Annotated in this window: 24 protein-coding genes; 9 read left to right on the top strand and 15 right to left on the bottom strand. The window is 65.2% G+C overall.

Annotated elements, in window-relative coordinates:
• Positions 1–5: 5 nt before the first annotated feature.
• A complete protein-coding gene (locus tag QCE64_RS07040; RefSeq protein ID WP_310003206.1) occupies positions 6–2,117 on the bottom strand; it encodes a TonB-dependent siderophore receptor in 2,112 nt (703 codons plus the stop codon).
• Positions 2,118–2,446: 329 nt separating this feature from the next.
• Between QCE64_RS07040 and bfr the strand changes: the two genes are divergently transcribed.
• Positions 2,447–2,923, top strand: a complete 477-nt coding sequence (gene bfr, locus QCE64_RS07045; RefSeq protein ID WP_309930091.1) for a bacterioferritin — start codon at positions 2,447–2,449, stop codon at positions 2,921–2,923.
• 19 nt (positions 2,924–2,942) lie between these two features.
• Here bfr and QCE64_RS07050 read toward each other — a convergent pair whose 3' ends face one another.
• The 3 genes from QCE64_RS07050 to QCE64_RS07060 all read right to left on the bottom strand — a co-directional run bounded on the left by QCE64_RS07050 (position 2,943) and on the right by QCE64_RS07060 (position 4,896).
• Complete coding sequence (locus QCE64_RS07050; RefSeq protein ID WP_310003208.1) at positions 2,943–3,413, bottom strand: ribonuclease; 471 nt, start codon at positions 3,411–3,413, stop codon at positions 2,943–2,945.
• Positions 3,414–3,559: 146 nt separating this feature from the next.
• A complete protein-coding gene (locus tag QCE64_RS07055; RefSeq protein ID WP_309930093.1) occupies positions 3,560–4,390 on the bottom strand; it encodes a sulfite exporter TauE/SafE family protein in 831 nt (276 codons plus the stop codon).
• A gap of 305 nt (positions 4,391–4,695) precedes the next feature.
• Entirely contained in the window at positions 4,696–4,896 is a 201-nt protein-coding gene (locus QCE64_RS07060; RefSeq protein WP_309916264.1) for a hypothetical protein, read from the bottom strand.
• Between the two features lie 70 nt (positions 4,897–4,966).
• Between QCE64_RS07060 and QCE64_RS07065 the strand changes: the two genes are divergently transcribed.
• Together QCE64_RS07065 and QCE64_RS07070 are read left to right on the top strand one after the other, a co-directional pair.
• The gene (locus QCE64_RS07065; RefSeq protein ID WP_310003210.1) at positions 4,967–6,793 is read left to right on the top strand and encodes an alkaline phosphatase family protein; all 1,827 of its coding nucleotides are present in this window, start codon (positions 4,967–4,969) and stop codon (positions 6,791–6,793) included.
• 145 nt (positions 6,794–6,938) lie between these two features.
• Complete coding sequence (locus QCE64_RS07070) at positions 6,939–8,363, top strand: cytochrome c peroxidase (protein WP_309916268.1); 1,425 nt, start codon at positions 6,939–6,941, stop codon at positions 8,361–8,363.
• A gap of 127 nt (positions 8,364–8,490) precedes the next feature.
• Here the strand turns inward: QCE64_RS07070 and QCE64_RS07075 are convergent, their stop codons facing one another.
• From QCE64_RS07075 to QCE64_RS07085, 3 genes are all read right to left on the bottom strand, one after another.
• Positions 8,491–10,836 (bottom strand): polysaccharide biosynthesis tyrosine autokinase, encoded by a 2,346-nt coding sequence (locus tag QCE64_RS07075; protein ID WP_310003212.1) that lies wholly within the window; start codon positions 10,834–10,836, stop codon positions 8,491–8,493.
• 234 nt (positions 10,837–11,070) lie between these two features.
• Positions 11,071–12,390, bottom strand: a complete 1,320-nt coding sequence (locus tag QCE64_RS07080; RefSeq protein ID WP_310003214.1) for a cellulase family glycosylhydrolase — start codon at positions 12,388–12,390, stop codon at positions 11,071–11,073.
• Positions 12,387–13,745, bottom strand: a complete 1,359-nt coding sequence (locus tag QCE64_RS07085; RefSeq protein ID WP_309916277.1) for a hypothetical protein — start codon at positions 13,743–13,745, stop codon at positions 12,387–12,389. The genes QCE64_RS07080 and QCE64_RS07085 overlap by 4 nt, the downstream gene beginning before the upstream one ends.
• 750 nt (positions 13,746–14,495) lie before the next feature.
• On the opposite strand from QCE64_RS07085, the gene QCE64_RS07090 reads away from it, so the two are divergent.
• A complete protein-coding gene (locus QCE64_RS07090) occupies positions 14,496–15,269 on the top strand; it encodes a hypothetical protein (RefSeq protein WP_309916280.1) in 774 nt (257 codons plus the stop codon).
• 21 nt (positions 15,270–15,290) lie between these two features.
• On the opposite strand, the gene QCE64_RS07095 is transcribed toward QCE64_RS07090, so the two are convergent.
• Both QCE64_RS07095 and QCE64_RS07100 read right to left on the bottom strand, forming a co-directional pair.
• The gene (locus QCE64_RS07095; protein ID WP_309916283.1) at positions 15,291–15,797 is read right to left on the bottom strand and encodes a CBS domain-containing protein; all 507 of its coding nucleotides are present in this window, start codon (positions 15,795–15,797) and stop codon (positions 15,291–15,293) included.
• 54 nt (positions 15,798–15,851) lie between these two features.
• Positions 15,852–16,178 carry a zf-TFIIB domain-containing protein gene (locus QCE64_RS07100; RefSeq protein WP_309916285.1) on the bottom strand — a complete coding sequence of 109 codons (327 nt, stop codon included), beginning with the start codon at positions 16,176–16,178 and terminating at the stop codon, positions 15,852–15,854.
• Between the two features lie 253 nt (positions 16,179–16,431).
• Between QCE64_RS07100 and QCE64_RS07105 the strand changes: the two genes are divergently transcribed.
• On the top strand, positions 16,432–17,133 hold the full coding sequence (locus QCE64_RS07105; RefSeq protein ID WP_309916287.1) for a carbonic anhydrase: 702 nt from the start codon (positions 16,432–16,434) through the stop codon (positions 17,131–17,133).
• 43 nt (positions 17,134–17,176) lie between these two features.
• Here QCE64_RS07105 and QCE64_RS07110 read toward each other — a convergent pair whose 3' ends face one another.
• Entirely contained in the window at positions 17,177–17,725 is a 549-nt protein-coding gene (locus QCE64_RS07110; RefSeq protein ID WP_310003216.1) for a DUF4142 domain-containing protein, read from the bottom strand.
• 155 nt (positions 17,726–17,880) lie between these two features.
• Between QCE64_RS07110 and QCE64_RS07115 the strand changes: the two genes are divergently transcribed.
• Both QCE64_RS07115 and QCE64_RS07120 read left to right on the top strand, forming a co-directional pair.
• Complete coding sequence (locus QCE64_RS07115) at positions 17,881–18,102, top strand: zinc ribbon domain-containing protein (protein ID WP_309916291.1); 222 nt, start codon at positions 17,881–17,883, stop codon at positions 18,100–18,102.
• A 198-nt stretch (positions 18,103–18,300) separates the two neighbouring features.
• Positions 18,301–18,576 (top strand): DUF1488 domain-containing protein, encoded by a 276-nt coding sequence (locus QCE64_RS07120; RefSeq protein WP_309916294.1) that lies wholly within the window; start codon positions 18,301–18,303, stop codon positions 18,574–18,576.
• Positions 18,577–18,687: 111 nt separating this feature from the next.
• Here the strand turns inward: QCE64_RS07120 and QCE64_RS07125 are convergent, their stop codons facing one another.
• Positions 18,688–19,143, bottom strand: coding sequence for a response regulator (locus QCE64_RS07125; RefSeq protein WP_310003217.1), 456 nt, complete (start codon positions 19,141–19,143; stop codon positions 18,688–18,690).
• A gap of 113 nt (positions 19,144–19,256) precedes the next feature.
• Positions 19,257–19,712: a glycine zipper domain-containing protein gene (locus tag QCE64_RS07130; protein WP_309916300.1), complete on the bottom strand. Its 456-nt coding sequence runs from the start codon at positions 19,710–19,712 to the stop codon at positions 19,257–19,259.
• A gap of 321 nt (positions 19,713–20,033) precedes the next feature.
• Here QCE64_RS07130 and QCE64_RS07135 point away from each other — a divergent pair, with 321 nt between their 5' ends.
• A complete protein-coding gene (locus QCE64_RS07135; RefSeq protein WP_309916302.1) occupies positions 20,034–20,984 on the top strand; it encodes a DMT family transporter in 951 nt (316 codons plus the stop codon).
• A 13-nt stretch (positions 20,985–20,997) separates the two neighbouring features.
• On the opposite strand, the gene QCE64_RS07140 is transcribed toward QCE64_RS07135, so the two are convergent.
• From QCE64_RS07140 to QCE64_RS07150, 3 genes are all read right to left on the bottom strand, one after another.
• The gene (locus QCE64_RS07140) at positions 20,998–21,531 is read right to left on the bottom strand and encodes a cupin (protein WP_309916305.1); all 534 of its coding nucleotides are present in this window, start codon (positions 21,529–21,531) and stop codon (positions 20,998–21,000) included.
• Between the two features lie 91 nt (positions 21,532–21,622).
• Positions 21,623–21,877 (bottom strand): hypothetical protein, encoded by a 255-nt coding sequence (locus QCE64_RS07145; RefSeq protein WP_309916307.1) that lies wholly within the window; start codon positions 21,875–21,877, stop codon positions 21,623–21,625.
• A gap of 27 nt (positions 21,878–21,904) precedes the next feature.
• On the bottom strand, positions 21,905–22,252 hold the full coding sequence (locus tag QCE64_RS07150) for a hypothetical protein (protein ID WP_309916309.1): 348 nt from the start codon (positions 22,250–22,252) through the stop codon (positions 21,905–21,907).
• A gap of 206 nt (positions 22,253–22,458) precedes the next feature.
• On the opposite strand from QCE64_RS07150, the gene QCE64_RS07155 reads away from it, so the two are divergent.
• The gene (locus tag QCE64_RS07155) at positions 22,459–23,376 is read left to right on the top strand and encodes a LysR family transcriptional regulator (RefSeq protein WP_309808375.1); all 918 of its coding nucleotides are present in this window, start codon (positions 22,459–22,461) and stop codon (positions 23,374–23,376) included.
• Positions 23,377–23,463: the final 87 nt, after the last annotated feature.

Consider the following 23,463-nt stretch of genomic DNA (forward strand, 5'->3'; position numbering starts at 1 on the left):
CCAGCCTACCACTGATACGTGGCTCGCCCGATGACACTGCGTCGCAAGCCATAAGCGCAATACGTGTCGCTCTGGCAATTCACGTAGATGCGGTCGAACAGGTTCTGCGCATTGACCGACAGGCGCCAGCGCTCGATGTCGTAATGGATCGCGGCGTCGAACAGCGTGGTCGAGGACAGCTTCAGCGTGTTGGCCTGGTCGCCGTATTGCGGCCCGATATAGCGCACGCCGCCGCCGAAGCCCAGGCCCTTGAGCGGGCCGCCCTGAAGCGTCTTGTCGAGCCACAGGCTGGCCATGTGATGCGGCACGTTGGCCGCGCGATTGCCCGCATAGCCTTCGTCGCTGTCGGTGATGACGCCGCTCATGTAGGTGTAGGCGGCGGTAAGACTCAGGCCGGCGCCCAGGTCCGCCACGCCCGACAACTCGATGCCCCGCACCCGCACGCCGCCAGTCTGGTCGACGAAGTTGCCGTCGGTATGCACGAAGTCCGGCTCGACCACGTTCTTCTGCTTGATGTTGTAGAGCGACAGCATCGCGAAGCTCTTCTGGTTCTTCGGCTGATACTTGACGCCCACTTCGACGCTCTGTCCGGTCGTCGGCTTGAGCGGCGAGCCGTCGTACGTGATGCCGAGTCCCGGCTGGAACGACGTCGCGTAGTTCACATAGGGCGCAAAGCCGCTGTCGAACAGATAGACGAGTCCCGCGCGATAGGTGAAGCGGTTGGCGTCGTTGTCGGCGGCGTTGACGCCGGCGATCCGGTCGAACTGCTTCGTGCTGGTCCAGTCCTGCCGCACGCCGAACGTGGCAACCAGCTTGCCGAAGCGGATCTGATCCTGCGCGTACACGCCCACCTGATTCAGCGTGTCCTTCTGGCTGAAGTCCGCCGTATCCGGCAACACGATACTGCCCGCGCCGCCATACACCGGCGCATAGAGATTGAGCGGCGGCACCTCGGAGGCATCGCGCTCGGCCCAGCGGTCGACCGAATGCGTATAGTCCACGCCGACCAGCACCGTGTGCTCGACCGGTCCGGTGCCGAAGCGGAACTGCGCGTTGTTGTCGATCGTGAAGATGTCGCCGCTGGCTTTCGCGGCATACGCATAGCGGTCGATGGTCGCGAGATCGTCTTCCAGCCCGGCGTCGCCGACGGTCTTCTGGTCGAGATGCGCGTGCAGATAGCGCAGGTTCTGGCGGACCTTGAGGATATCGCTGAAGCGATGTTCCAGCTCATAGCCGATCGCGGCTTCGGTGCGCTTGAACTGGCTGAATTCCGGCTCGCCGTCGAAGGTGCCGGTGCCGATACGGCCATACGGACTCGGATACAGCGTGCCGATCGCCGGCAAGTCCGCGTTCGGATTGCCCGTGTCGCGATAGCTGAAATGCGAGAGCACGGTGAAGGTCGTGTCCGCATTCGGCTTCCAGGTCAGCGCGGGCGCGACGAACACATGCTTGTCCTGCACGAACGCCGTCTGCGTGCTTGCGCTGCTGGCGTCCGCGGTGAATCGGTACAGGAGCGTACCGTCCCGGTTCACCGGGCCGCTCACGTCGATCTGTCCGCCCACGAGCCCGCGGCTGCCCACTTCGATCGAGGCCTCGTGGAACGGCTCGGCAGTCGGACGCTTGGTGACGAGGTTGACCATGCCGCCGGGCACGGTCTGCCCGTACAGCACCGATGCGGGACCGCGCAGTATATCGATGCGCTCGAGGCCGTAGGGATCCCAGGACGGCGAAAGCACGGTGAAGAAGGTCTGCGTGGAGAGGCCGTCGACGAACGGCATGGTGTTCTGGAAGCCGCGCACGGTGTAGTAGTTGACCGTGGTGTCGAGACCGCCGAACTGCTCGCCGATGACGCCCGCCGTGTAACGCAACGCCTGCCCGATGTTCTGCACGCCTTGCGCCTGCATCTGGTCGGCCGTGATGACCGAGATGGACTGCGGCGCTTCGATGATCGGCGTGTCGGTCTTGGTGGCTGTGGCGGACTGTCTGGCCACATAGCCTTCGACATGGCTCGTCGCGGTTTCATGATCGCGCTCGCCCGTCACGATCACGGGTTTCAACTGCGGCTCGCTGGTCGTGACAGCCGACGGATCCTGCGCGTGCGCCGCGCCGGCGAACATCAGCCATGCTGCACACGCTATCTGTCGCTGCTTTTTCCCGTGCCCGCTACCCGTTGCCTGCCGTCCCCGACGCCCTTGCATGTCTGGCCTGTCCTTTTAGATTGACTTCGTGATGAACCCGGCTACGCCCGTAGAGATGAAATCCGTTGCCCCCGCGGTAGCTCCCCATCAATTCGGGCTGGACTATAACAATTTTTCGGAGTTATCGCGAATGATTCTTATTTGTGTGAATGACCTCGCATTCGGCGCTGGACAGGAACGAATGCGCAGGCGAAGCGATGAAGCGAATGCGTATATGCTTTCCACACGAGTCACCGGCGAGCAAAATCATGCAAAGCGATCCGAAAGTTATCGAGCTTCTGAATGCGGAACTGAAGAACGAACTGACTGCGGTGCATCAGTACCTGCACCATGGGCGCCTGTACAAACACTGGGGACTGGTGGAACTCGGCGCGCACGAATACGCGGAGTCGATGGACGAGCTGACGCATGCGGACCGCTTGATCGAACGGATCCTCATGCTCGACGGCGAGCCGAATCTGCAGGATCTGCATCCGCTCAACATCGGCAGGACGACGCTCGACGCCTTGAAAAACGATCTCGCGCTCGAACGGGCGGCGCAGTCGCAATGCAAGAGCGGAATCGTCTATTGCGAGTCAGTGCGGGATTTTGTGTCGAGGCAACTGCTGGTCGAGTTGCTGGATGCAACCGAAGAGCACATCGACTGGCTGGAAATACAGATCGGGCTGATCGACAAGCTCGGCATCGCGAACTATCAGCAATCGGCCGTGAGCAAGCCGGCCTGACGCAAGCCGGCTCCCTCCCCTAGTCTCCGATGCGCTTGAAACTCGCGTAGTAATCGTCGGTGTAATAGCAGTCGCGAATCTGCTTGCGCGCTCCGCCGCATACGATCCGGCGCAAGCCCCGGTCCGCCGCGCCCGGCGTACGGACGGTATAGGCGTGGTAGTAACCGCGCGCATGCTGCGGCAGCAATGACGCGCTGTTGCGGAACAGGACACCGTCCTCGCCGAACGGAAAAGGCCCGCCCGACTGGACCAGGCGCAAGGTCTCGGCGGCTTCGCCGGGCAATTGCGCCTTCGGGATGGTGGCCGGCGCGCCATGCTGCTGCGCGCCCGAGGCGGCGGAGACGCCGCTCGCGACCGGTCCGAGCTGGACCGGCGCCTGACTCGCGGATGCGCCCGCGTTCTGCGTCGCGTCCTGCGATCCGCCCTTGCCGCATCCGGCAAGCGCCGCGCTCAGGGCGACGGCGAATGAGAAAGCCCATGCTCGCTTCACGAAACGGTTGCCTCCGGGTTGAACCGCGTTCGACGTTCAGGACCGGATCGAGAGTAGCGCTTATGACGGGGTGAAGCAACGCAAAGGCGCACATCGCCGGGACAAAGTCCGGCCTGACCATTCCATACGAACTTTGCCTTCGGGCGTCATGAGCCGGCTCGGCCGGTCAGGATCGACGCATACAGGTTGATGGCGGGAATGAGTTCGTCGCTGAGCCAGTGCGCCGGGATGGCCAGATGCAGCAGCTCGCCGATGATCACCGTCACCAGCAAGCCGACGATCCAGCGCCGCGCATGCTCGGACACCGCGATGCGCGCGCCGATCAGGCCGCCCGCCAGGCTGCCGAGCCCCATGATTCCGCCGACGCGCCAGTCGATGTTGCCGTGCTGCATGAAGACGAGCATGGCGGCGGTGGTCGTGAAGAGCGTCGCGAAGTTCTTGACGATGTTGGCTTCGACGAGCGTCAGTCCCGCCGCGAGCACCAGCACGAGGAGCATGTAGGTTCCCGAGTCGAGCACGATGAAGCCGGTCCAGATGCCCACGACGAAGAGCAGCGCCACGGTTCTCGCGTCGAAACGGAACTCGCTGTCTCCGGCGGCGTTCAGCAGTCTCTTGAGCCTGGTGAAGATCAGGATCAGCGCGACGATCACCGCGCCCACGATGACCTTGCGCAGGTCATGTCCCGGAAGATGCTCGCTCGCCAGCGCGCCGACGGCCGCGCCGAGCGCGAGCGGCGCGGCGACCTTGAGCGCGCGGCGCCACGGGATGACGCCTTTGCGCGCGATTCCGACCGTCGCCGCGAGCGCGCCGACGAGCACCGGAATGCGGTTGGTGGCATTCGCCGTGGCGGCGTGAAGACCGATCGACATCAGGATGGGCAAAGACACGGCGGACCCCGATGACGCCACGGTATTCAAAAAACCGCACAACAATCCGGCGACGAGCACCATGGCGATGATTTCGACGCTGAGAGTCATGCTGATTCCTTTCAGATTGATCACGGAGATAAATGCGATTCACGACGAAGTGACACGTCGGGTTTCGCGCCGGGCAGAGGCAGCGAGGCTTTCGTAAGTAATATGAATGTTGAATTGCAAGGCGCGGTCGGGCGGCTGATTGATTCTTCTGCTTGTCGGGATGCTGATTGAAAGTTTGTCTTCCAATGCCCTGCCGATTCGATCTCGCCCATGCCGCCGGGCACAGACGCCACGATAGGCCTCGAGACTAAGCCGAGAATTACGCTTGCCACGCCTTCGTCCAGGGATTGATGCGCTTTGGCGCCTTAGCCCAAGCGACGCATTGCACGCCGCTCTTCTTTTATCCGCATTCTTTCAGATGTGATCAGGCGAAGCGAATAAAAGAAACCAGGAAGTAATAAAACCGTATGTAAATACCAGTAAGGAATTCGTCCCGGCTTCGCCATATTGAAATGTTTCAATTCCGGTGCTCCAAGTCCCGGCTTGAAGCGCGCTTGCAAATCCATTCAAAAATAAACCAGCCACTCCAGCCTGTCGGTCCTGGAGCGCTGTGCGGCAATCTGGAGCCCCCAACGAATGTCCTATAAGACCATCCTTCCCTGTGCGATCTCGGTCGCGGCGCTGCTGGCCATGGCGGCCTGCGGCAGTTCGCACGATTCGGGCGGATCCACCACGCCCGCCGTCTCCGCACAAGATGCGCTGAAAACCGCCACCCCGATCAAGCATCTGGTCGTGATCTTCGGCGAGAACGTCTCGTTCGATCACTACTTCGCCACCTACCCGAACGCGAAGAACGTGGCTGGCGAGCCCAGCTTCACCGCCGCCGCCGGCACGCAGACGGACATCGCCACGCTGGCCGCCGCGGGACTCACCGGCGCCGCCAATCCGAACGCGCAACCGGGCTCGCCGAACATCGTCGCCGCCACGGTCAACGGCCAGACGACCACGCCACCGAGCGTCGGCAACGTCGCGCTGACGACCATCACCGCGCAGCCGTTCCGCCTCGACCGCTCGCAGGCCAACACCAAGAGCCAGAACCACAGCTACGGTCCCGAGCAGCTCGCCGACGACAACCTGAAGATGGACGCGTTCCCGCTCTTCACGTCGGCCAGCTCGATCATCACGGGCAGCACGGGGCAGTTCGGTTCGTCGGCGCAGGTGCTGGGCTATTTCGACGGCAATACCGTCACGGCGTACTGGAATCTCGCGCAGAACTACGCGATGAACGACAACGCATGGACCGACACCTTCGGCCCGTCGACGCCGGGCGCGATCGAAGTGGTCTCGGGCCAGAACCAGGGCGTGACCGTCACGCCGAACCCGAAGAACCCGTCGGCGACGACCGGCAACGCGATTCCGGACGGCCAGGGCGGCTTCACGATGATCGGCGACCTCGACCCGACCACCGACGTCTGCACGACCGCCGCGCTCGGCGCCACCTCCGGCCCGACCGGCATGATGGGCGGCAAGAACATCGGCGACCTGCTGAACGGCGCGGGCATCACCTGGGGCGGCTTCATGGGCGGCTTCAACCTGCAGACCGTCAACGCCAACGGCACGACGGGCTGCGCGCGTTCGACGTGGTCCGACGTGCTCGGCACCGCGCCCGCCGACTACGTGCAGCATCACGCGTGGTTCCAGTACTACGCCTCGACGGCCAATCCGACGCACCAGCGCCCGACGACGACCGCGATGATCGGCTACACCGAGCCGACGCTCGACAACACCGCGACGCCGGTGCATCACCAGTACGACGTCGATGACTTCTTCACGGCCGTGAAGGCAGGCAATTTCCCGTCGGTGAGCTTCCTGAAGGCGCCCGCCATCAGCGACGGCCATCCGGGCAATTCCGATCCGCTCGACGAACAGGCTTTCGTCGTGAAGGTGACGAACTTCCTGCAGCAGCAGCCGGACTGGAAGGACACGCTCGTCGTGGTGGCCTATGACGACTCGGATGGCTGGTACGACCACGTGGTGCCGACGGTCAAGTTCTCCTCGTTCGACAAGTCCCTCGTCACCAAGGTCGGCACGGCCACCTTCACGGGCGCGGACCAGTTGTCGGGCCAGGGCGAGTGCACCGGCACGGGCGCGACGCAGCCGCTCGGCATCAACGGCGGCCAGGTCAACGGCCGTTGCGGTCCGGGCACGCGCACGCCGTTCCTGATGATCTCGCCGTGGGCCAAGGTCAACTATGTGGACCACACGCCGATCACGCAGGCTTCGGTCGTGCGCTTCATCGAGGACAACTGGCTCGGCGGCGCGCGTCTCGGCGCCGGTTCGTTCGATGCGACGGCCGGCGACATCCGCGGCATGCTCGACCTGAACGGCACGGGCAATGCCTCGACCGTGTTCCTCGATCCGAGCCTCGGCACGAAGCTCGCCGCCGCGCCCGCCGGGAGCTGAAACACGGCCGTGCGCCCTGCCCTCCGCCTTGCGTCATCTCACACGTGAAGGCGGGGCGCGCAACCGCTTTCGCCACGGCTCGAGACGGCGCCCCGACGCGCCGGCTCGATGATTTTTTTTCAAGCCTCTCTTCATCTCCATCGTCATGAGCTCTCCAAACCCTGCCCTGCCGCCCTCGCTCTCCGCCGGCGCCGCGCCGCGCCTGCTGCCGCGCGTGCTCGGCTGGTCCGCCGCGATCGCCGCGGCGGCCTGCGCCGCCTTCGCCGCCTATGCGCTCGTCTATCCGGAGCGGGTGCCGTTGTCCGTCGGCACGCTGGTCGAGGATCTCACCGGCGCGAATCCGCAGCCCGTGGCGCTGCACGTTCCGCCGACCCAGCCGCTGAGCGCGGTGGCCCTGCTCGGCAAGCAGATCTTCAATGACGCGTCGCTGTCGGCATCGGGCAAGCAGTCCTGCGCGTCCTGTCACAACCCGGATCACGCGTATGGCCCGCCCAACAATCTCTCGGTGCAGTTGGGCGGCGAGCACATGACGCAGGCCGGTTACCGGCCGCCGCCGTCGCTGGCTTATCTGTATCGCCAGGCGCCGTTCTCGATCGGCCCCGACCAGAACGACATGGACGCCGCGCCCGTCTCGCTCGACCAGCTGGCCACCGCGGCGGCCGGCACGCAACGCGCGGCAAAGACGGCCGGCGTCGCGCCCGCCGCGCCCGCGCTGGTGCCGCAGGGCGGCCTGTTCTGGGACGGCCGCGCGAGCACGCTGCAGGACCAGGCCCTCGGGCCAATGCTGAACCCCGTCGAGATGGCGAACCACAGTCCCGACGAAGTCGCACGCAAGCTGATGAACGCGCCGTACCTCGACCAGTTCAAGCAGCTGTTCGGCGAGCGCATCGTGAACCAGCCCGACCTGCTCGTCGATGAAGCCATGTTCGCGGTGGGTCGCTATCAGTTCGAGGATCCGTCGTTCCATCGCTTCACGAGCAAATACGACTACTGGCTGCAAGGCAAGACGCGGCTCACGCAGGCGGAGCTGCATGGCCTGCGCCTGTTCAACGATCCGGACAAGGCCAACTGCGCCGGCTGCCATCTGAGCAAGCCGACCGCCGATCATCTGCCGCCGCTGTTCACCGACACGCAATACGAAGCGCTCGGCGTACCGCGCAACCGCGACCTGCCGATCAACCGCGACCCGAAGTTCTACGACATGGGCGTGTGCGGGCCCTTCCGCTCCGACGCCGCCACGCTGACGCAGTACTGCGGCATGTTTCTCACGCCGACGCTGCGCAATGTCGGGACGCGCCATGCGTTCTTTCACAACGGCGTGTATCACGACCTGAAGCAGGTGATGAACTTCTACAACCTGCGCAGCGCGGACCCGGCGCAGATCTATCCGCTGGACGCAGCGGGCAAGCCGCAGCAATACGACGATCTGCCGCCGCAGTATCAGGCGAACATCGACGTCACCGATGCGCCCTTCGACCGCAAGCCAGGCGACAAGCCCGCCATGACCGACGACGACATCCACGACATCATCGCGTTCATGAACACGCTGACGGACGGTTATACGCCCTGACTCAAGCCCCAGAGGCGCGCAGGAAAAAGGAAAAAGCCGGAGGCTGGCAACCCAGCACTCCGGCTCAGGAAACGGCGGCGGCTTTTCTTGTCAGCTTGTCAGTTGCACGCCCGCCCTGAACAACGTATTACCGCGTGGACGTCCGGATGCCGTATTCCTCACGTGCACCGTAGCGTCCCGGTGCGAAGCCGTTGAACACGTGGCCGCCCACCTTCGCGCCGACATTCTCCAGACGGCGCAGCGTCTCCTCCAGTTGCCTTGCCCCCGTACGATCCGCGCGCGAGACCAGCAGCACGAGGTCGCAGTTCTGCATCGCGATCGACAGTGCGTCGGCGACCGGCAGCACCGGCGGCGAATCGATCACGATGTAGTCGTAGATGTCGCGCAGCATCGTCATCATTTCCTGGAACGCCGGACGGGTCAGCAGCTCCGCCGGGTTTTCCGGGAATTCGGCGCCCGCGTCCATCAGCGAGAGTCCGCCGTCGCCGAGCGGCTTGATCGCGTCATCCACCTTCGCTGTGCCGGCCAGCACCTCGGCCAGGCCCGGATGCTCGCGGTCATCGCTCAGATGACGCAGGCGGCCCTGGCGCATGTCGGCGTCGATCAGCAGCACCGAAGCGCGCGTCTCGGCCAGCAGGTAAGCGAAGTTCGACGACACGAAGCTCTTGCCCACGCCCTGCGTCGGACCCGTGAACAGGATCACGCGGCCGCCGTTGTCGCGAGCGCCCGGTGCTTCAAGCACATAGCCCGGATTCATCACCGCCGTCGTGTGGCCCGTGTGACCGACTGCGTGGCTCAGCGCCATCGGGTTCATCGGGTTGAGCGGGTTCATCGGATGCAGGCCATGGAAGCCCGGATGATTCGCGAGGGGCACGCCGGAGAGCATCGCCCGCACGCTGCTGCGCAGCGAACGCAGGGCTTCGACGCTCGGGTCGGTCGGGTTCGTCATCGCGAGCAGGCGGGCCGGCGCCGCGTTATGCGTGAGCGCACGGACATCCTGACGCAGCTGCGCAGTCGAACGGGCGATCACGGCGAGACGCGGCACTTGCGAGAAGTGATCGATCTCTTCCGGGCTGCGCAGTTCACGGCGATGCAGCGCGATCGCGTAGATCGACACCGTGCTCAGGAACAGGCCGCCGAAGATCGAGCCGAGCAGCACGATCCACGCGCGCGGCCACGACTGCTTCTCGGGCGCAATGGCCCAGTCCACCACGGCCATGCCCGGCGGCGTGCTGGCGGCGGCCACTTCGAGCTGCTGCGCGTTGGTGAGCACGCTGGTGTAGAGCTGCGTCGTCACGGCGACATCGCGCGACAGTTCGACATATTGCCGCTGGATGCTCGGCAGGGCTGTCGCGGTCTTGGTCGCTTCGCCGATCTCGCGCTTCACCTGGTTCAGCTGCGTGAGGGCGCTCTGATACGGCTCGGAATCCGGACGATAGCGATGCTGCGCGGCGTCGAGCGCGAGCTGCAGCGTCGTCTGGCGTTCCTCGAGGGCGCTCATGCGCGTGATCAGCGCGACGTTCTGCTGCTGCATGTCGACCGTGCCGGTCTGCGTGCGGAACGTGTTGAGACGGCTTTCCGCGCGTTCGAGATCGGCCTTCAGCGCAGGCAGGCGCTGCTTCAGGAAGTCGAGGCTGGTCTGCGCCTGCGCGGCGCGGCGCTCGACGTCGCGTTCCTGATAGTTCTTGACGATCGCGTTGACCATCGCCTGCGCCTCGAACGGCGATTCGGCCTGATAGGTCAGGTGGATCAGCGCCGGATCGCGCAGTGCCGAGTCACGCGGCGGAATCGCGGTGCGCAGGCGTTGCAGCACGTTGTCGAAGGTGGTCTGCTGCGAATACTTCGTGATCTGGAATTCGACGCCGGGACGGGCACGCAGCGTGTCGATGCGCACTTCGCCGGGCGCGGTGCCTTCGGGCGTCGTCACCTGGAACGGCACGGTCTCGCCGACCTTGCCTTCAGCCAGGCGTGCGTCGTCCTTGTCATAGAGCGTCCAGCGGCCGCCCTCGCCCGCGATGATGTGAAACTTCATCTGCAGCGCGGCCTTCGGCACGTTGAACACACCCGGCGTCAGGCGCTCGCCGCCCCACGCGTACTGGTCGAGGCCGAACGGCGCCGGCACGAGCTCGCGGTCAGTTGCGTGACGCATCGCGAACCAGCGGCCGATCAGCGGGAAATGGCTCTCGGTCTGCACGACCGTCTCGGCGCCCGTCTGCGCGATCGCCGCGCTCACGACCGAGCGCGAGGTCAGCACGTCGCTTTCGTCGTTGGCGGAACCCTCAGCCGCGATCGAGCCGGACACGTCCGACAGCGAGCTGATCGCCACGCCGGCCTTGCTCTGCACGCGCAACAGCGCTTCCGCACGATACTGCGGCGTCGCCAGCAGGATGTACAGCACACCCGCCGCGCAGCAGGTGCCGGTGACCGCGCCGAGCAAGGTCTTGTGACGTACGACGCTGCGCCAGAGATCCACGATTCCGTCACCACGGTGCGGAACTGGCGTCATGGTGGGGCGCATGTTGTATGAAAGCATGTTATATCCCTAACAAAGAAGTAAAGACCAAGGACGTCAGTTACGACTGGCCATCGTCGGTAAATCCATTACGGCATCCAAATCGATTCAACTGGGCAGGGGTGCGTTTTCCCCGTCCGCACCCCGCCCTCCCCGCACACCACCGCAAACCCAAACTCAATCTCGTTGCCTGCGTCACGATCCCGCCGTGACGAACACCGGACCCTGCGCTTCAGTCACCGCCAGCACGCCGCGACTCGTGATCGGCTTGCCGTACATGTCCGTGATAACCGCGTTGGCCGGCAGGCGCGAGACATCGACGTTCATCACGTTGCCTGCGCCGTAGCACCACACCACATACTTCGTCGCGCCGCCCGTCTCGAACTTGAGCACCGCGATCTTCTCGGCGTCATCCATGAAGTAGCGCGCGCTCTTCACGCCCGCGGTGAAGCCGAACAGATGCTTCACCGCGTGATACGCCGGCAGCTTCGCGTTGTCCGCGTCGAGCAGGCCGAAGTTGTGTTCCATCTCATTCGGATCGCGACCGTCGTTGCGCATGTCGTAATACGAGGTCAGGCCGACTTGCGCCATCCAGTTCATCAGGAACAGCCGCACCGCATACTTCGCCTGGCGGGCCCGCGCTTCCGGCGAATGCCCGTTGCCGATGTCCTTCACATAGTCGTACGCATAGGTCGGGTATGACCATTCGGTGGCCCACACTTGCGGACGCTTCTGATACGTCGAGAGGTCTTCGCGCAACGCGGCGTAGTCGTCGAGCACCGTCTCCGGATACTGCTGCCGGTAGGGATGCACGCTCACCGCGTCCGGGCCGGTCTTCGACTTCGACGCGCTCATGTCGCCCACCGCGCGGATAAAGTCGCGGTCCACCTGCTGCACGCCGCCGGTCGCGATCGTCACGTCCGGATTCGCCTGATGCGCGGCGCTCACCGCCGTCTCGAGCAGCGCGCGATACGCGCGCGGCGATGGCGGCGCGAGCCAGTAATCCTTGTGGTCCTGCTCGTTCCACACTTCGAAGCGCACCGGCGCGTTGCGGTAGCGGTACACCGACTGGACCACATACGTGCGGAACGCGGCGAGCTGCGGCGCGGTGGTGGGCGGCTGGTCCGGGCTGAACATGTAGTGCTTGTAGCCGAGGATGAAGAGCGCGCCCAGGCCGCGTGCCTGGAGGTTCGACACCAGGCCGTCGAACTCGCCGAAGTGCCAGCCGTCGCGCGCCTGCACCGCTTCCCAGAAGAGATCGGTGCGCACGAACGAGAAGCCGACGTCCTTCACGGCATCGAGCAGACGCGGATCGCTGATCTGGTGGATCGCCACGCCGGTGTTCGCCCGCGACGCGCCGAAGCGCGGCGCCGCGACATAGTGCTCTTCGGCGGAGCCGGCCGCGCCGTCGAGCGTGACCGTCGGCGCGGGCGATGCCGCCAGCAAGGCGCCGCAGCACGCAAGGAGGCCGGCCAGCGTCACGCGCCGGGCCAGGCGAGGACCGAGGCTTCTCACGTCAGATGCCTCCCGTAGCCCGTCACCGGCGCATTCAGGCGCGGGTCGAGATGCTGGTGCTCGTCGATCACCACGCCGGAAGCGGGCGTCTGTCCCGGCATCGTGATGCGGCTCAGCGGGTTCATCGGGCTCATCGGACTCAGGCGGCTGTACGTCTCGGGCACGCTCACGTGCAGATAGCGGATCGTCACGCCGAGGAACAGCAGACAGCCGATCGACTCGCAGATGTCCGTGCTGGCGCAGGCGAACAGCAGGTACAGCAGCATCACCCAGGAGGTGCGCACGGCGTTGTCGTCGGCGCGCATCATCAGGCGCACGAGGGCCCAGACGAGCACCACCGTGCCGATCAGGCCGAAGCTCGCGACTGCATACAGCACGGTGTTGTCCGCGTAGGCGACCTGGAAGCCGAAGGCGCTTTCATAGTAGGTCGATGCCGAACCGAAACCGCCGGGCCCGAGACCCAGCCAGATGCGATTGTCCTTGAGCAGTCCTTCGATCAGCCGCGGCCACGTGTTCCACATGCGGTCCTGGAACGAGGCCAGCGTCACGTAGCTGGAACCCGCGAGGTTGATCGCGGCAGTGGCGAGGAAGGTCACGATCGGGAAGCCGACCGCCACGCCGATCGCCCACAGGCAGGCGCGCTTGATGGTCGGGGTCGCGAAGAAGCAGTGTGCGCAGACCACCAGCACCATCGCCACCGGCGCGGTCTTGTTGGTGGTGGCGTACACGGCGGCGCCCGCGCAGCCGAGCAGCGCCAGTTGCAGCAGCCTGGAACGCGTGCGCGTCAGGAGCCAGGTGGTCAGGAGGCCGACCATGAGACCGGTGGAGGCGCTGTCGCGGCCGAAGCCGGTCAGCCGCGAGGCGACGCCGACATACGAGTTCATCGCCACGGCGACATTGTGCCCGCCCACCGAAACGCTCTGCCCGACCCACGGCATCGGCGCGAAGCTGTTCAGCAGCAGGCCGGTGAAGCAGGCCGCGGCCAGCAGGAAGAAAGCCACTCGCGCCGCGCCGCCGTTGAGCAACTGCAGCGCCCCCGGCGAGGCCGTGAGCGCGAACAGCATCGGCATCACGGTCCACACCCAGAAGCCGACCGCTTCGGGCGCCACGCCATGCGCCAGCGACACGAAGGATTGCGCGAGCAGATACAGCGCGATGAGCGCGTGATTGGCCTTCGGCCGCTTGATGATGATGAGGAGCACCCAGGCGAGCATCAGCAGCTTGGGCAGATAGGTTGCGGGCGCCAGGTGGATCATCGAGGTCGCATAGCGGATCACGCCCGAAAGCACGTCGCTCGACACCGCGATGATGAAGGTCGCCACCCAGAGTTTGTCTTCGAGCGTTGCCCTGTTCATTGATACCCCGTCATATGTCCGTGTTCGGATCGTCGTTTGCCGCAGGCACCGGTGATAACGCGTTCTGATTCTGTTCAAGCGTCGCGGTGTGCGTATCGAGCCTGGCCGGGCCCGTTTTGTTGAGATCGAAAATTACCCGGATGCTTATTCGTCATCCGTGCGCGGACGCACGTAGCGCCGGGCGGCCCCTGCTCGCCAACGTTTGCTGTGTCGGCTGGCGCTCATAACGCGGGGCGCGGAGAACGTTTGCCCGGACGATCCTCGCGTGCCAAAGGCATCGATTGGTCGTACCGCTCGGGGTAAGTCCGACGTGCGAGGCGCCGCAGAGCGCGTGCGCCGTCGTACATTCGCGCTGCAACCGGGCCGTTAGGATTGCCGCACAAAGTCCGGAAATGTACTCACTGGTTAGTCTCGGGGGGACGGAAAACGGACAGCGCTACGGATCGGCAAGGATCCGGGCACGACACAACAAGACAAGCAAGAACAAGAAACCGCCATGAGCGAGACCAGCCGGCGACACCTTTCCGCGCAGCCGTTACGCGCGCCGCTGCATGGACAGACCACCATGCAGCGCGCCGCCCATGCGCCGGCGCGCGCCGTCATGTCATGTCGCGGCGAACGGCCGCAACGGTCCGCGCCGGACGGGCGGACTCACGCGTCGACAGGCGGGCCGTCCGGCTTGCAGGCGACGCCGACGCATCCACGTCCACCATGCATCGCAGTCAACCAGTCGTCATCTTCGGGGAAGCCATGAAAAAACAGGACCACGCGGCACTGCTGCGGGCATGCCGGGGAGAGCTCGCCGTGTTCGAATCGGTCGTGCCCAAGCCCTTGCTTGCCGAAATCAAGGGGAAGCTCGACGCCGCCCATGCGGCGACGCCGGATCACAAGCAGTTCTTCAATAGCGCCAAGGACATCCTGCACACGCTGCGCGAGATTCCGAAGTTCAAGGAACTGGAAAGCGAATCGGTGCGGCTTGCGTCCGACTGGGTCGACAACACCTTGCAGGCGAAGGCCGCGATGGGTCCGTGGTTCGGCCTGCGCGTGGGCAGCGTCGCGCAGGAGGCGAACAGCCATTGCCGTCACTATGATTCGCACGTGCTGACGTTCGTGATCCTGCTGCAATCCGCGGACGACGACGAGCGCGCCGGCGATCTCATCGCCTATTCGAAGCCGCGCCGCCTGCCGGGACGCCTGGGCAACCTCTTCACCAAGAGCCTGCAGTGGGGCGAGCGTCATCTGCCGCTGTCGATCCGCACCGCACGCACGCAACGGCATCTGAAGCAAGGCATCTGCACGCGCGTCAAGGGCAAGCCCGGCAGCGTATTCATCTTCAACGGCTTTCTGATGCAGCACTGCAATCTCGACGTCCTGAACGGCGAGCGCCGCAGTCTCATCGTCCATTATCTGGATCCGGGCCTCTCGATGGGACTCTCGGCGCTCAACCGCTTCCGCCGCGACTTCGCGCCGCCGGCAGAACCGGCGCGGCCGGTCGAGCCGATCGCCGGCATGGATGCAACCTGATCTGTAAGCCAGTCGCGCGGATCAGGAAAAGCGCGTCTCGAGAGTCTGCGGGATCGTGCTGCGGCGCGTGAGCGCGCAGGCCGGGGTATGGTCGTGCGGGCCGCGCACATAGCGCTCGAGCTGGTCGATGGCGAACTGCTGCTCGTCGATCAGCTGGCGCACCATGTCGCCGATCGACACCATGCCCACGAGCCTGCCCGCCTCGATCACCGGCAGATGCCGGATCCGCTGCTGCGTCATGAGCGCCATGCAGTCTTCGGTGCTCGTGCCGAGGCGCACGGACAGCACGGGCGCGGTCATGATCTGGCAGACCGTGGTCGTGCGCGACGCCCGGTCCATCAGGATCACCTTGCGCGCGTAGTCGCGCTCGGTGACGACGCCGCAGACCGCATCGCCCACCAGGACCACCAGGGCGCCGACCTGCGCCTTCGACATCAACAAGACTGCTTCATGGACGCTTGCTTCGGCATCGATCGTGTGAACCGTTGCGTCGCGTTTGCTTTCGAGGACCTGCTTGACCGTTGCCATTGACGTTCTCCGTGGTGGTGCGGGGTAATCTTGCGGGGATGGACTGCGGCGTTTTCAGTCAAAGTCGAACAGTTCGCCGAGAAAGGACTTCTTGCGCCGCGGATGCTCGCGCCCATTGCGGGGATCGACATAGCGATGATCGTCATGACGGTAGCCGTCGCCGCGTATCGGGCGACGCTCGCGCCCGTGGTCCTGCTCGCGGCGCCATTCCTCACGTTCGGTCTTCGCCTCGGCAAGCGACGCCTGCTCGGCGCGCCGAATCAGCTGGTCGAGTTCGCCACGGTCGAGCCACACGCCGCGACACTGCGGGCAATAGTCAATTTCGATGCCGTCACGGACAGTCATCAGGAGGTCACTTTCGGGACAGACGGGGCATTTCATTTCTCTTCCTTACTTTTTGCTTTCGATGCAAGCAATTTAGCGAAACGATAGCCGTCGAAAAATATGTGATTTCGGATCTTTTGCTTCGGATTAACCGAACTAAGCGAACATTTACGGGCGGAAGACGGGCTTTTTTGCGTTCGAATGCGTGCTGGCCGAATGGACGACTTGCGGCCGCTGCTGAAAGTCCGCAAGCTCTCGTCCAGAGGCGACGCGCGTGATGCGTCGCCCACGCACCGCTAAAGGTTTTCTCATGCCCGACACATCCGCGAAGAACGACGAACGCGAAGGCGCCGACACGCCCGATCTCCTCTATCTGCTGCAAGGCGTCGACGATTTCGGCCGTCACGTGTTTCCCGACAGCGAAGCGCTATTCAAGAGCCTCGCGCGCCGCCAGACGCCGCACACGCTGTTCATTACCTGCGCGGACTCGCGCGTGTCGCCGGAGATGATCACGCAGACGCGTCCCGGCGAGCTGTTCGTGTGCCGCAACATCGGCAATATCGTGCCGGCTTATGGCGAGATGCTGGGGGGCGTGTCGGCCGTGGTGGAATACGCGGTGCTCGCGCTCAACGTGCGGCAGATCGTGATCTGCGGCCATTCCGATTGCGGCGCGATGAAGGGTCTGGCTTCTGGCGCCACCATCGCCGAAGAGATGCCCACGGTGCACGCCTGGCTGCGCAACGCGGAAGCGGCCCGCAGCGTGGTGATGGCCCGCAAGCTCGAGGAAGAGCGCATCGTCCAGGCCATGGTGGAAGAGAACATCCGCCTGCAACTGACCCATCTGCGCACGCACCCGGCGGTGGCCGGACAGCTCGCGCTGGGCAAGATCCAGGTTCAGGGATGGGTGTACGACATCGGCCGCGGCAAGGTGTCGGTGTACGACGAAGCCGACAGCAAGTTCGAAACACTCGAGCAGGCGCGCCTGCGCATGCTGCGCAAGGCCGCGCGCTAGGACCGCGGCGCGGCGTCACGCATTCGAGGCGAGCTGTGGCGCGTTACGGCTGCACGCCCTTCTTGGCCGCCAGATCCTGCGCCATCTTCAGGTGCGACTGGATCGTCGGCAGGGCCTTCTGTGCGGCCTGCTTCAGCTTCGCGTTCTGGCCTTCCGCGGCTTCCTTCTGGAAGACCTGCACCGCTTCCTGATGCCCCTGGATGCCGATCTTCTGGATATAGGCGGTGTCGAACTCCTTGCCGTGCAGCGCCTTCAGCGAATCGAGCGCGGACGGGTCGGAATTGTTCATCGGCACGGTCACGCCGTGCGGCGCGGCCATCTTGAGCTGCATGGCCAGCTTCATGTGATCCACCATCATGTGATGCGCGAAACTCTTGACGTCCTTGTCCTGCGACTGCTTCGTCGCGAGCTTCGCCGCATCGATTTCCGTGGATCCCGCGGACGACGCGGCCTGCACAAAAGCCTTGTCCACCGGCGGCAGGTCGTTGGCGATCGTGGTGCTGGCCGCCTCCCTTTGCGCGATCGCGCCGAGCGGCACCGCCGCGATCACCGAAGCGGCCAGCGCTGCACGCAGCGTTGTAGTGTGTTTCATGGAGTCTCCTTGGGCGGAACGTTCGCCTCCTTGCCAGCAATGGCGGTGCCCACGCCATGTCGCATCAGCACGGTCACGCGGCGGACCGACGATGAACGCTTTGCGCCAGCTTGCTAAACTGGACTGGTAAGCCACCCTTCCCGAATGGAACACCCATGCCTGTCTATGATTACGAATGCGCATCCTGCGGCGCATTCGAAGCCGTCCGCCGCATCGCCGAGCGCGACGATCCCGCCGTCTGTCCCGCATGCGGCGTGATCGCCGCGCGCGTGACCGTCGGTGCGCCGAGCGTCGGGGGTTCGGGCGCGCAGGCTTCCGGCGCGGAGGATGCCGGCAGTTACGGCATGCGCCATCGCGGCGGTTGCGCGTGTTGCTAGAAGTCCCGGCGTCGGGCGCGCATGCGGGCACGGCCATTGCAACGGGTCGTTGAAATGCCGGGCCGCGAGGCCGGGCGTATGATGCCCTCAGACGGTGTGCGTCGCGTGCCGTCGGGAGCATCGTCGTAGCGGAGCGCCTGCGTCGCCTGCGACGAGCGCGTTCTGCGTATTCCCAACGAATGTCAGGAGGTGATGAGGATGACGATTGAGTTCAGCGGACGACGTCATGTCGTGGCGGCAGCGCGTGTCGCATTCGAGGCCAAGGTGGACGATCGCGAAGTCTGGTGCAGTGTCTCCCTCGATGCGCTCAACGATCACTTCGGCAACAGCGGCACGTCTTCGCATGACCTTCTTTCCGCCTTCGAAGGAGGACGCGTACAGATCGAGGACGCCGCCCGGCGTGCGCTCGAGCGTAATCACGGTCAATCGGTCGAACTGGAAACCAACGACTTCAAGACGTCCAAGAGCATGTGACGGAGTCGTTTCCAGAGGTTTTCAAGCGGCGCATTCCGCACTCGCCGGAATGCGCCCGCGGCCCGCGTCAGCGGGTTCCGGCTCCTTCCCCCGTGCTTGCCCGGTGCTTGCTCAATGCGCGTAGAAACACTTCAACACGTCGTACATCCACCAGACCGGACACGGCGTCCGGCAGAAGCCGTCATAGCCTGCGCCAAACAGACTGTCACGCGGATCGCGCAACGCGTCCGCCGCCAGCGCGATCATCAACGGAAGCTCCGCGGCATTGCCTGTCTCGGCCAGCGCCGCACGCATCATCCGTGCGACGGCGTGGTCATGTTGCTCGCCAACCTGCGTATCGACGAACAGCACCTGCGGACGCCACTTCCGGGCGAGGACGAGCGCGTTCTGCGTCTGGCCGGCCTGCACGGCTTCGTAGCCGCGCATGGCCAGCAGCAACGCGAACGAGTCGCCGACATTCGATTCCGAATGCACGATCAGCACACGCCGCGGGCCAGCCAGCGCTGAGGTTCCCTGGTTCCAGATCTCGCACCGCTCGGTGCAGATGTCGTACGAACGTTCTTCCATGGTGGCGTGCGCGCGATGAATTGCATCGCGCGTATCCACAATTCAGCAAGCTTGAGGCCCGCTTTGGTCACGCAAATGCGATCCGGCGCGGCCTTTTCGGCCATTCACGCGATTCAGCGCGCCGCCAGCAAGCCGATGATCAGACCGCCCGCCGCCGCCAGCGCAATCGACTTCCACGGATTGTCGTGTACGTAATCGTCAGTGCCCTCGCTCACCTGCCGGTAGTGCTTCGCCACCCGCTGCTGTGCGTCGGCCAGGGCGTCGCGCGCACGGCGGGCCGCCGGCGGCGACGGATGGAAGCGGCTGCCCTGCCGCTCCGCCGCGGTGGCGGCCGGTTGCGCGAGCACGGCCGGGCTGTCGCCGCCTTCGAGCACGCTGCCGTGCACGTGATACGGCGCGTGATGACTGGGCTTGTGCGCTTCGCCCGGCGTCAGCGGCATAACGCTGGCTCCCTTTTCCTGCGCCGCGCCCGGCGCGAGCGCGGCATCCATTGCGGTGGTCACCGAGCGGCGTATCAGCGGCGGTTCGCCGGGCTGCAGCGGGGATGGGCTGCCGTTTGCATTGTCCATGGTTCTCTCCTGAGAGGGCGGCGCCCACAGCGCCGCAAGAAGCGTACTTCCTGACCTATGCGGCAAGGTTCGCACCGTTTCCTGATGACGGCAATCGGCTGATGCGCCTGCCCGGCAGCGCGCCTCGCCCTTGCCAATTTTTCTCACATATCGGTGAGAATTGCTCGTTTGCCGCCCCGCCCGCGCGCGCCTACGATGCGGGCGTGAAACCCGGCGCGGCACGCCCTCCCTTGCATGTTTCGTTTCACGCCGCGCCGAAACGTCAGCCGCGCCGCCGTGGCTACGATGGCTTCACATCGACTCTTATAACAACGCCCAGCCATGAATCCCGCCAATCTTGCTCAACTGTTTGTGCTTGCCGCGCTGTGGGGCGGCTCGTTCCTGTTCATCCGCGTTGGCGTCACCGATTTCGGCGTGGCGCCGCTGATGGCGCTGCGCGTCGGCATCGGTGCGGCGTTCCTGCTGTTGATGCTGGTGCTGCGCGGCACGCTGCGTCCGGCGCTCGCGACCATGCGCCAGCGCGCGTGGCCGCTGCTCGTGGTCGGCATCCTCAATTCAGCGCTGCCGTTCTGCCTGTTCGCGTATGCCGAGCTGACCCTGTCGGCGGGCGTGACCTCGGTCATCAACGCGACCACGCCGCTGTGGGGCGCGCTGGTCGCGTTCCTGTGGCTCGGCGACCGGCTGACGCGCATGCGCATTGCGGGCCTGGCGCTCGGCTTCGCGGGCGTGCTCGCGCTGGTGTGGGACCAGATGTTCGCGCACGACGCCAGTGTCGCCACCGTGTCACCGCTCGCCACCGCCCTCGCCGCACTGGCCGCGCTCGCCGCGACGCTGTGCTACGGCATCGCCGCGAGTTACACCAAGCGGCATCTGATGGGCGTCGATTCGCTGACGGTCGCCGCCGGGACGATGAGCGCCGCCACCCTCGTCCTGCTGCCGTTCGCGCTGATCTCGTGGCCCGCCGGCGCGGTATCGATTCACTCCTGGGGCGCGGTGCTCGCACTGGGCGTCGCGTGTACCGGCATCGCGTACATGATGTTCTTCCATTTGATCGCCGTCGCCGGACCGGCCCGCGCCATCACGGTCACCTTCGTCATTCCGATTTTCGGGATCCTGTGGGGCGCGTGGTTTCTCGCTGAACACGTGTCTGCCGGCATGGTGGCGGCCTGCGCGGTCGTGCTCGTCGGGACGGCGCTCGCGACCGGCGTCGTCACGCGGGTGCCGTTCATCGGCGGCCGGCGCGTCGAAACTTCGAAGCAGAGCAAGGCCTGAGCGCCGTTGCCGCTCAGTGCCAGTGATGCCGCAGCGGCCCGTCTTCACCCGCGACCGGATCGCTCGACGGAAACGGCAGCGCTTCCATGGCGGCGCGCTCCCGTTCGTCGAGGGCTTCGCGCCGGATGTCCCACTGCTGCCCCGGCGGATAAGCGCCGACGACCTGAAAGCGGCGCCCCGACGTGAGCAGGCAATGGCCCGTGCCGGCGGGCAACACCAGCACATCGCCCGCACTGACCGCGATCACGCGGCCATGCGGACCGCCGAGGATCAACTCGGCATCGCCGGACGCGATACCCAGCGCCTCGTGCGCGGTGGAGTGGTAGTGGTGATAGTCGAAGACGCTGTCGCGCCATTGCGGCGGCCAGCCGTTTTGCGCGAACAAGGCTTCGAAACGGCCGGCGCCGTCCGGCGCGAGCGGCTCGATTGCGCCGCGCCAGAGCATGACCGGCAGACGCCGGTTGTTCGGCACCCAGCCGTTCTCGGGCAACATGAAATGCTCGCAATGCGCGTGTTGCGCCAGCAAGCGTGCGGTGTGCTCGGTCATGATGCGCAGTCTCCGGAACGATGAAGACCGGCGCAGCAACGGGCGTTCCTATTGATGAAAAGCGCTCGGAACGCCCGGCGAAACCGCGGCATCAGTGTCCGTGCCAGTGACCTCCGCCTCCGCCGAAACCAATCCCCAGCGACACCGAAGGCGCCGCGTAATAACCAGGACCGTAGGCGTATCCATACGCCGGCGCATAACCGTAGCCGTAGGCTGGTGCGGGCGCATATCCATAAGGCGGCGCATAGACACAGCCGCCGAGGGCGGCCGCCAGCAGCAGCGCGGCGCTTACAGCCAGCGTACGCGCGCGGCGCGCCGGGCTTCGAGCTCGTGACGAGTTATCCATGATGTGCACTCCCCGGAAAAGTCGCCCTTACCAGTGACGGTAGCCATAGCCGCCGTGATGCGCGTACCAGTCGCGCCGCGCCCAGTAGCGGTTGCCGTCCCAATAGCGGTCGCCATGCCAGCCGATGTAGATGGCCGGTCCAGGCGCCATGACCACCGGCGCCGGCTGATACATGACGGGCGCGGGCGGCGCGGCATAGACGGGAGGCGGCGGCGCGACGTACACCGGCGGCGGCGGCGCCACATAGACCGGCGCGGGCGCCGCATAGACCGGGACCCCGAGATTGATGCCGACGCTCACCCGCGCCATCGCCGCTTCGCATGCCAGTCCCGCCGACAGTGCGATGCCCACTCCAATCAAGCCCTTGACGTTCATTTTCATCCTCTTCCTGGCTGCGGCCGCAGACCGGCCATGTATCCAGAGTAGCGAGGCGCCTGGCCCGTCGGGTTACAAGGCCTGTAACAGATGTGAATACTGAAACGAATGTGCGGAAACGCGCCGCGGGTTTCCGGGCTGGTCGGGTTGCGCGCCGGACCGCCGCCATGGGATAGTTCCGGCTTCGTCAAAAAACCGGCAGCACGATGGACCTATTGCGGAGCATGAGAATCTTCGCGCGCGTGGCGGAAGCGGCCAGCTTCACTGCTGCGGCGCAGCAAATGGATATCACCACGGCGCAGGCGTCGCGCGCGGTGACCGAACTCGAAACTCATCTGCGCACACGCCTGCTGAACCGCACGACGCGCCGCGTCGCGCTCACCGACGCCGGCAATCGATATCTCGCCCGCTGCAAGGAAGTGCTGGAGCTGGTGGACCTGTCCGAAGCCGAAGCCAGCGACGCCCAGGTCCTGCCGAGCGGCGTGCTGCGCATGCATGCACCGATTACCTTCGGCCAGCATTACGTCGTGCCTGCACTCACCAACTATCTCGAGGCGCATCCGCAGGTGCGGGTCGAACTGACGCTGTCGCAGCACGTGCCGGACATGCTCGACGAAGGCTTCGACGTGTTCCTCCAGGTCACCACCTCGACGCTGCCGGATTCCGCCTTCGTCTCCACGAAAATCTGCTCGATGCCGAGCGTGCTGTGCGCATCTCCTGGTTATCTGAAGAAAGCGGGCGCGCCGCGCAATCCGGAAGACTTGCCGAAGCACGCATGCCTGCAAATGGTGACGACCGTGTTCCCGCTCGACCGCTGGCTGTTCGATGGACCACGCGGCCGGGTCGAAGTGGATCTGGAGCCGGGCCGGCTGCGCGTAAACTCCGCCGATGCACTGGCCGTCGCGCTCTCGAACGGCTTGGGCATCGCGCCGCTGCCGATGCTGGCTGCCCTGCCGTGGCTGGAGAGCGGTGCGCTGGTGCGCGTGCTGCCCGAATGGGAGCTCCAGTCGATGACGATCTATGCGATGTACGCATCGCGCCAGTATCTGGACGCGAAGATCCGGACCTGGATCGCGTTCCTGAAGGAATTCGTGCAGGGCACGCTCGCGAGCGAACACGCCTGAATTTCCCGCGCCTGAAGCGCCATCAAGTTAAGTGCGTTGCGTGCGTTAAGTGCGCAAGCGCACACAGCTCGCTCCGGCGCAGGTTCA

Origin of the sequence: Caballeronia sp. LZ043 (genome assembly GCF_031451075.1) — a bacterium.
Classification (GTDB): Bacteria; Pseudomonadota; Gammaproteobacteria; order Burkholderiales; family Burkholderiaceae; genus Caballeronia.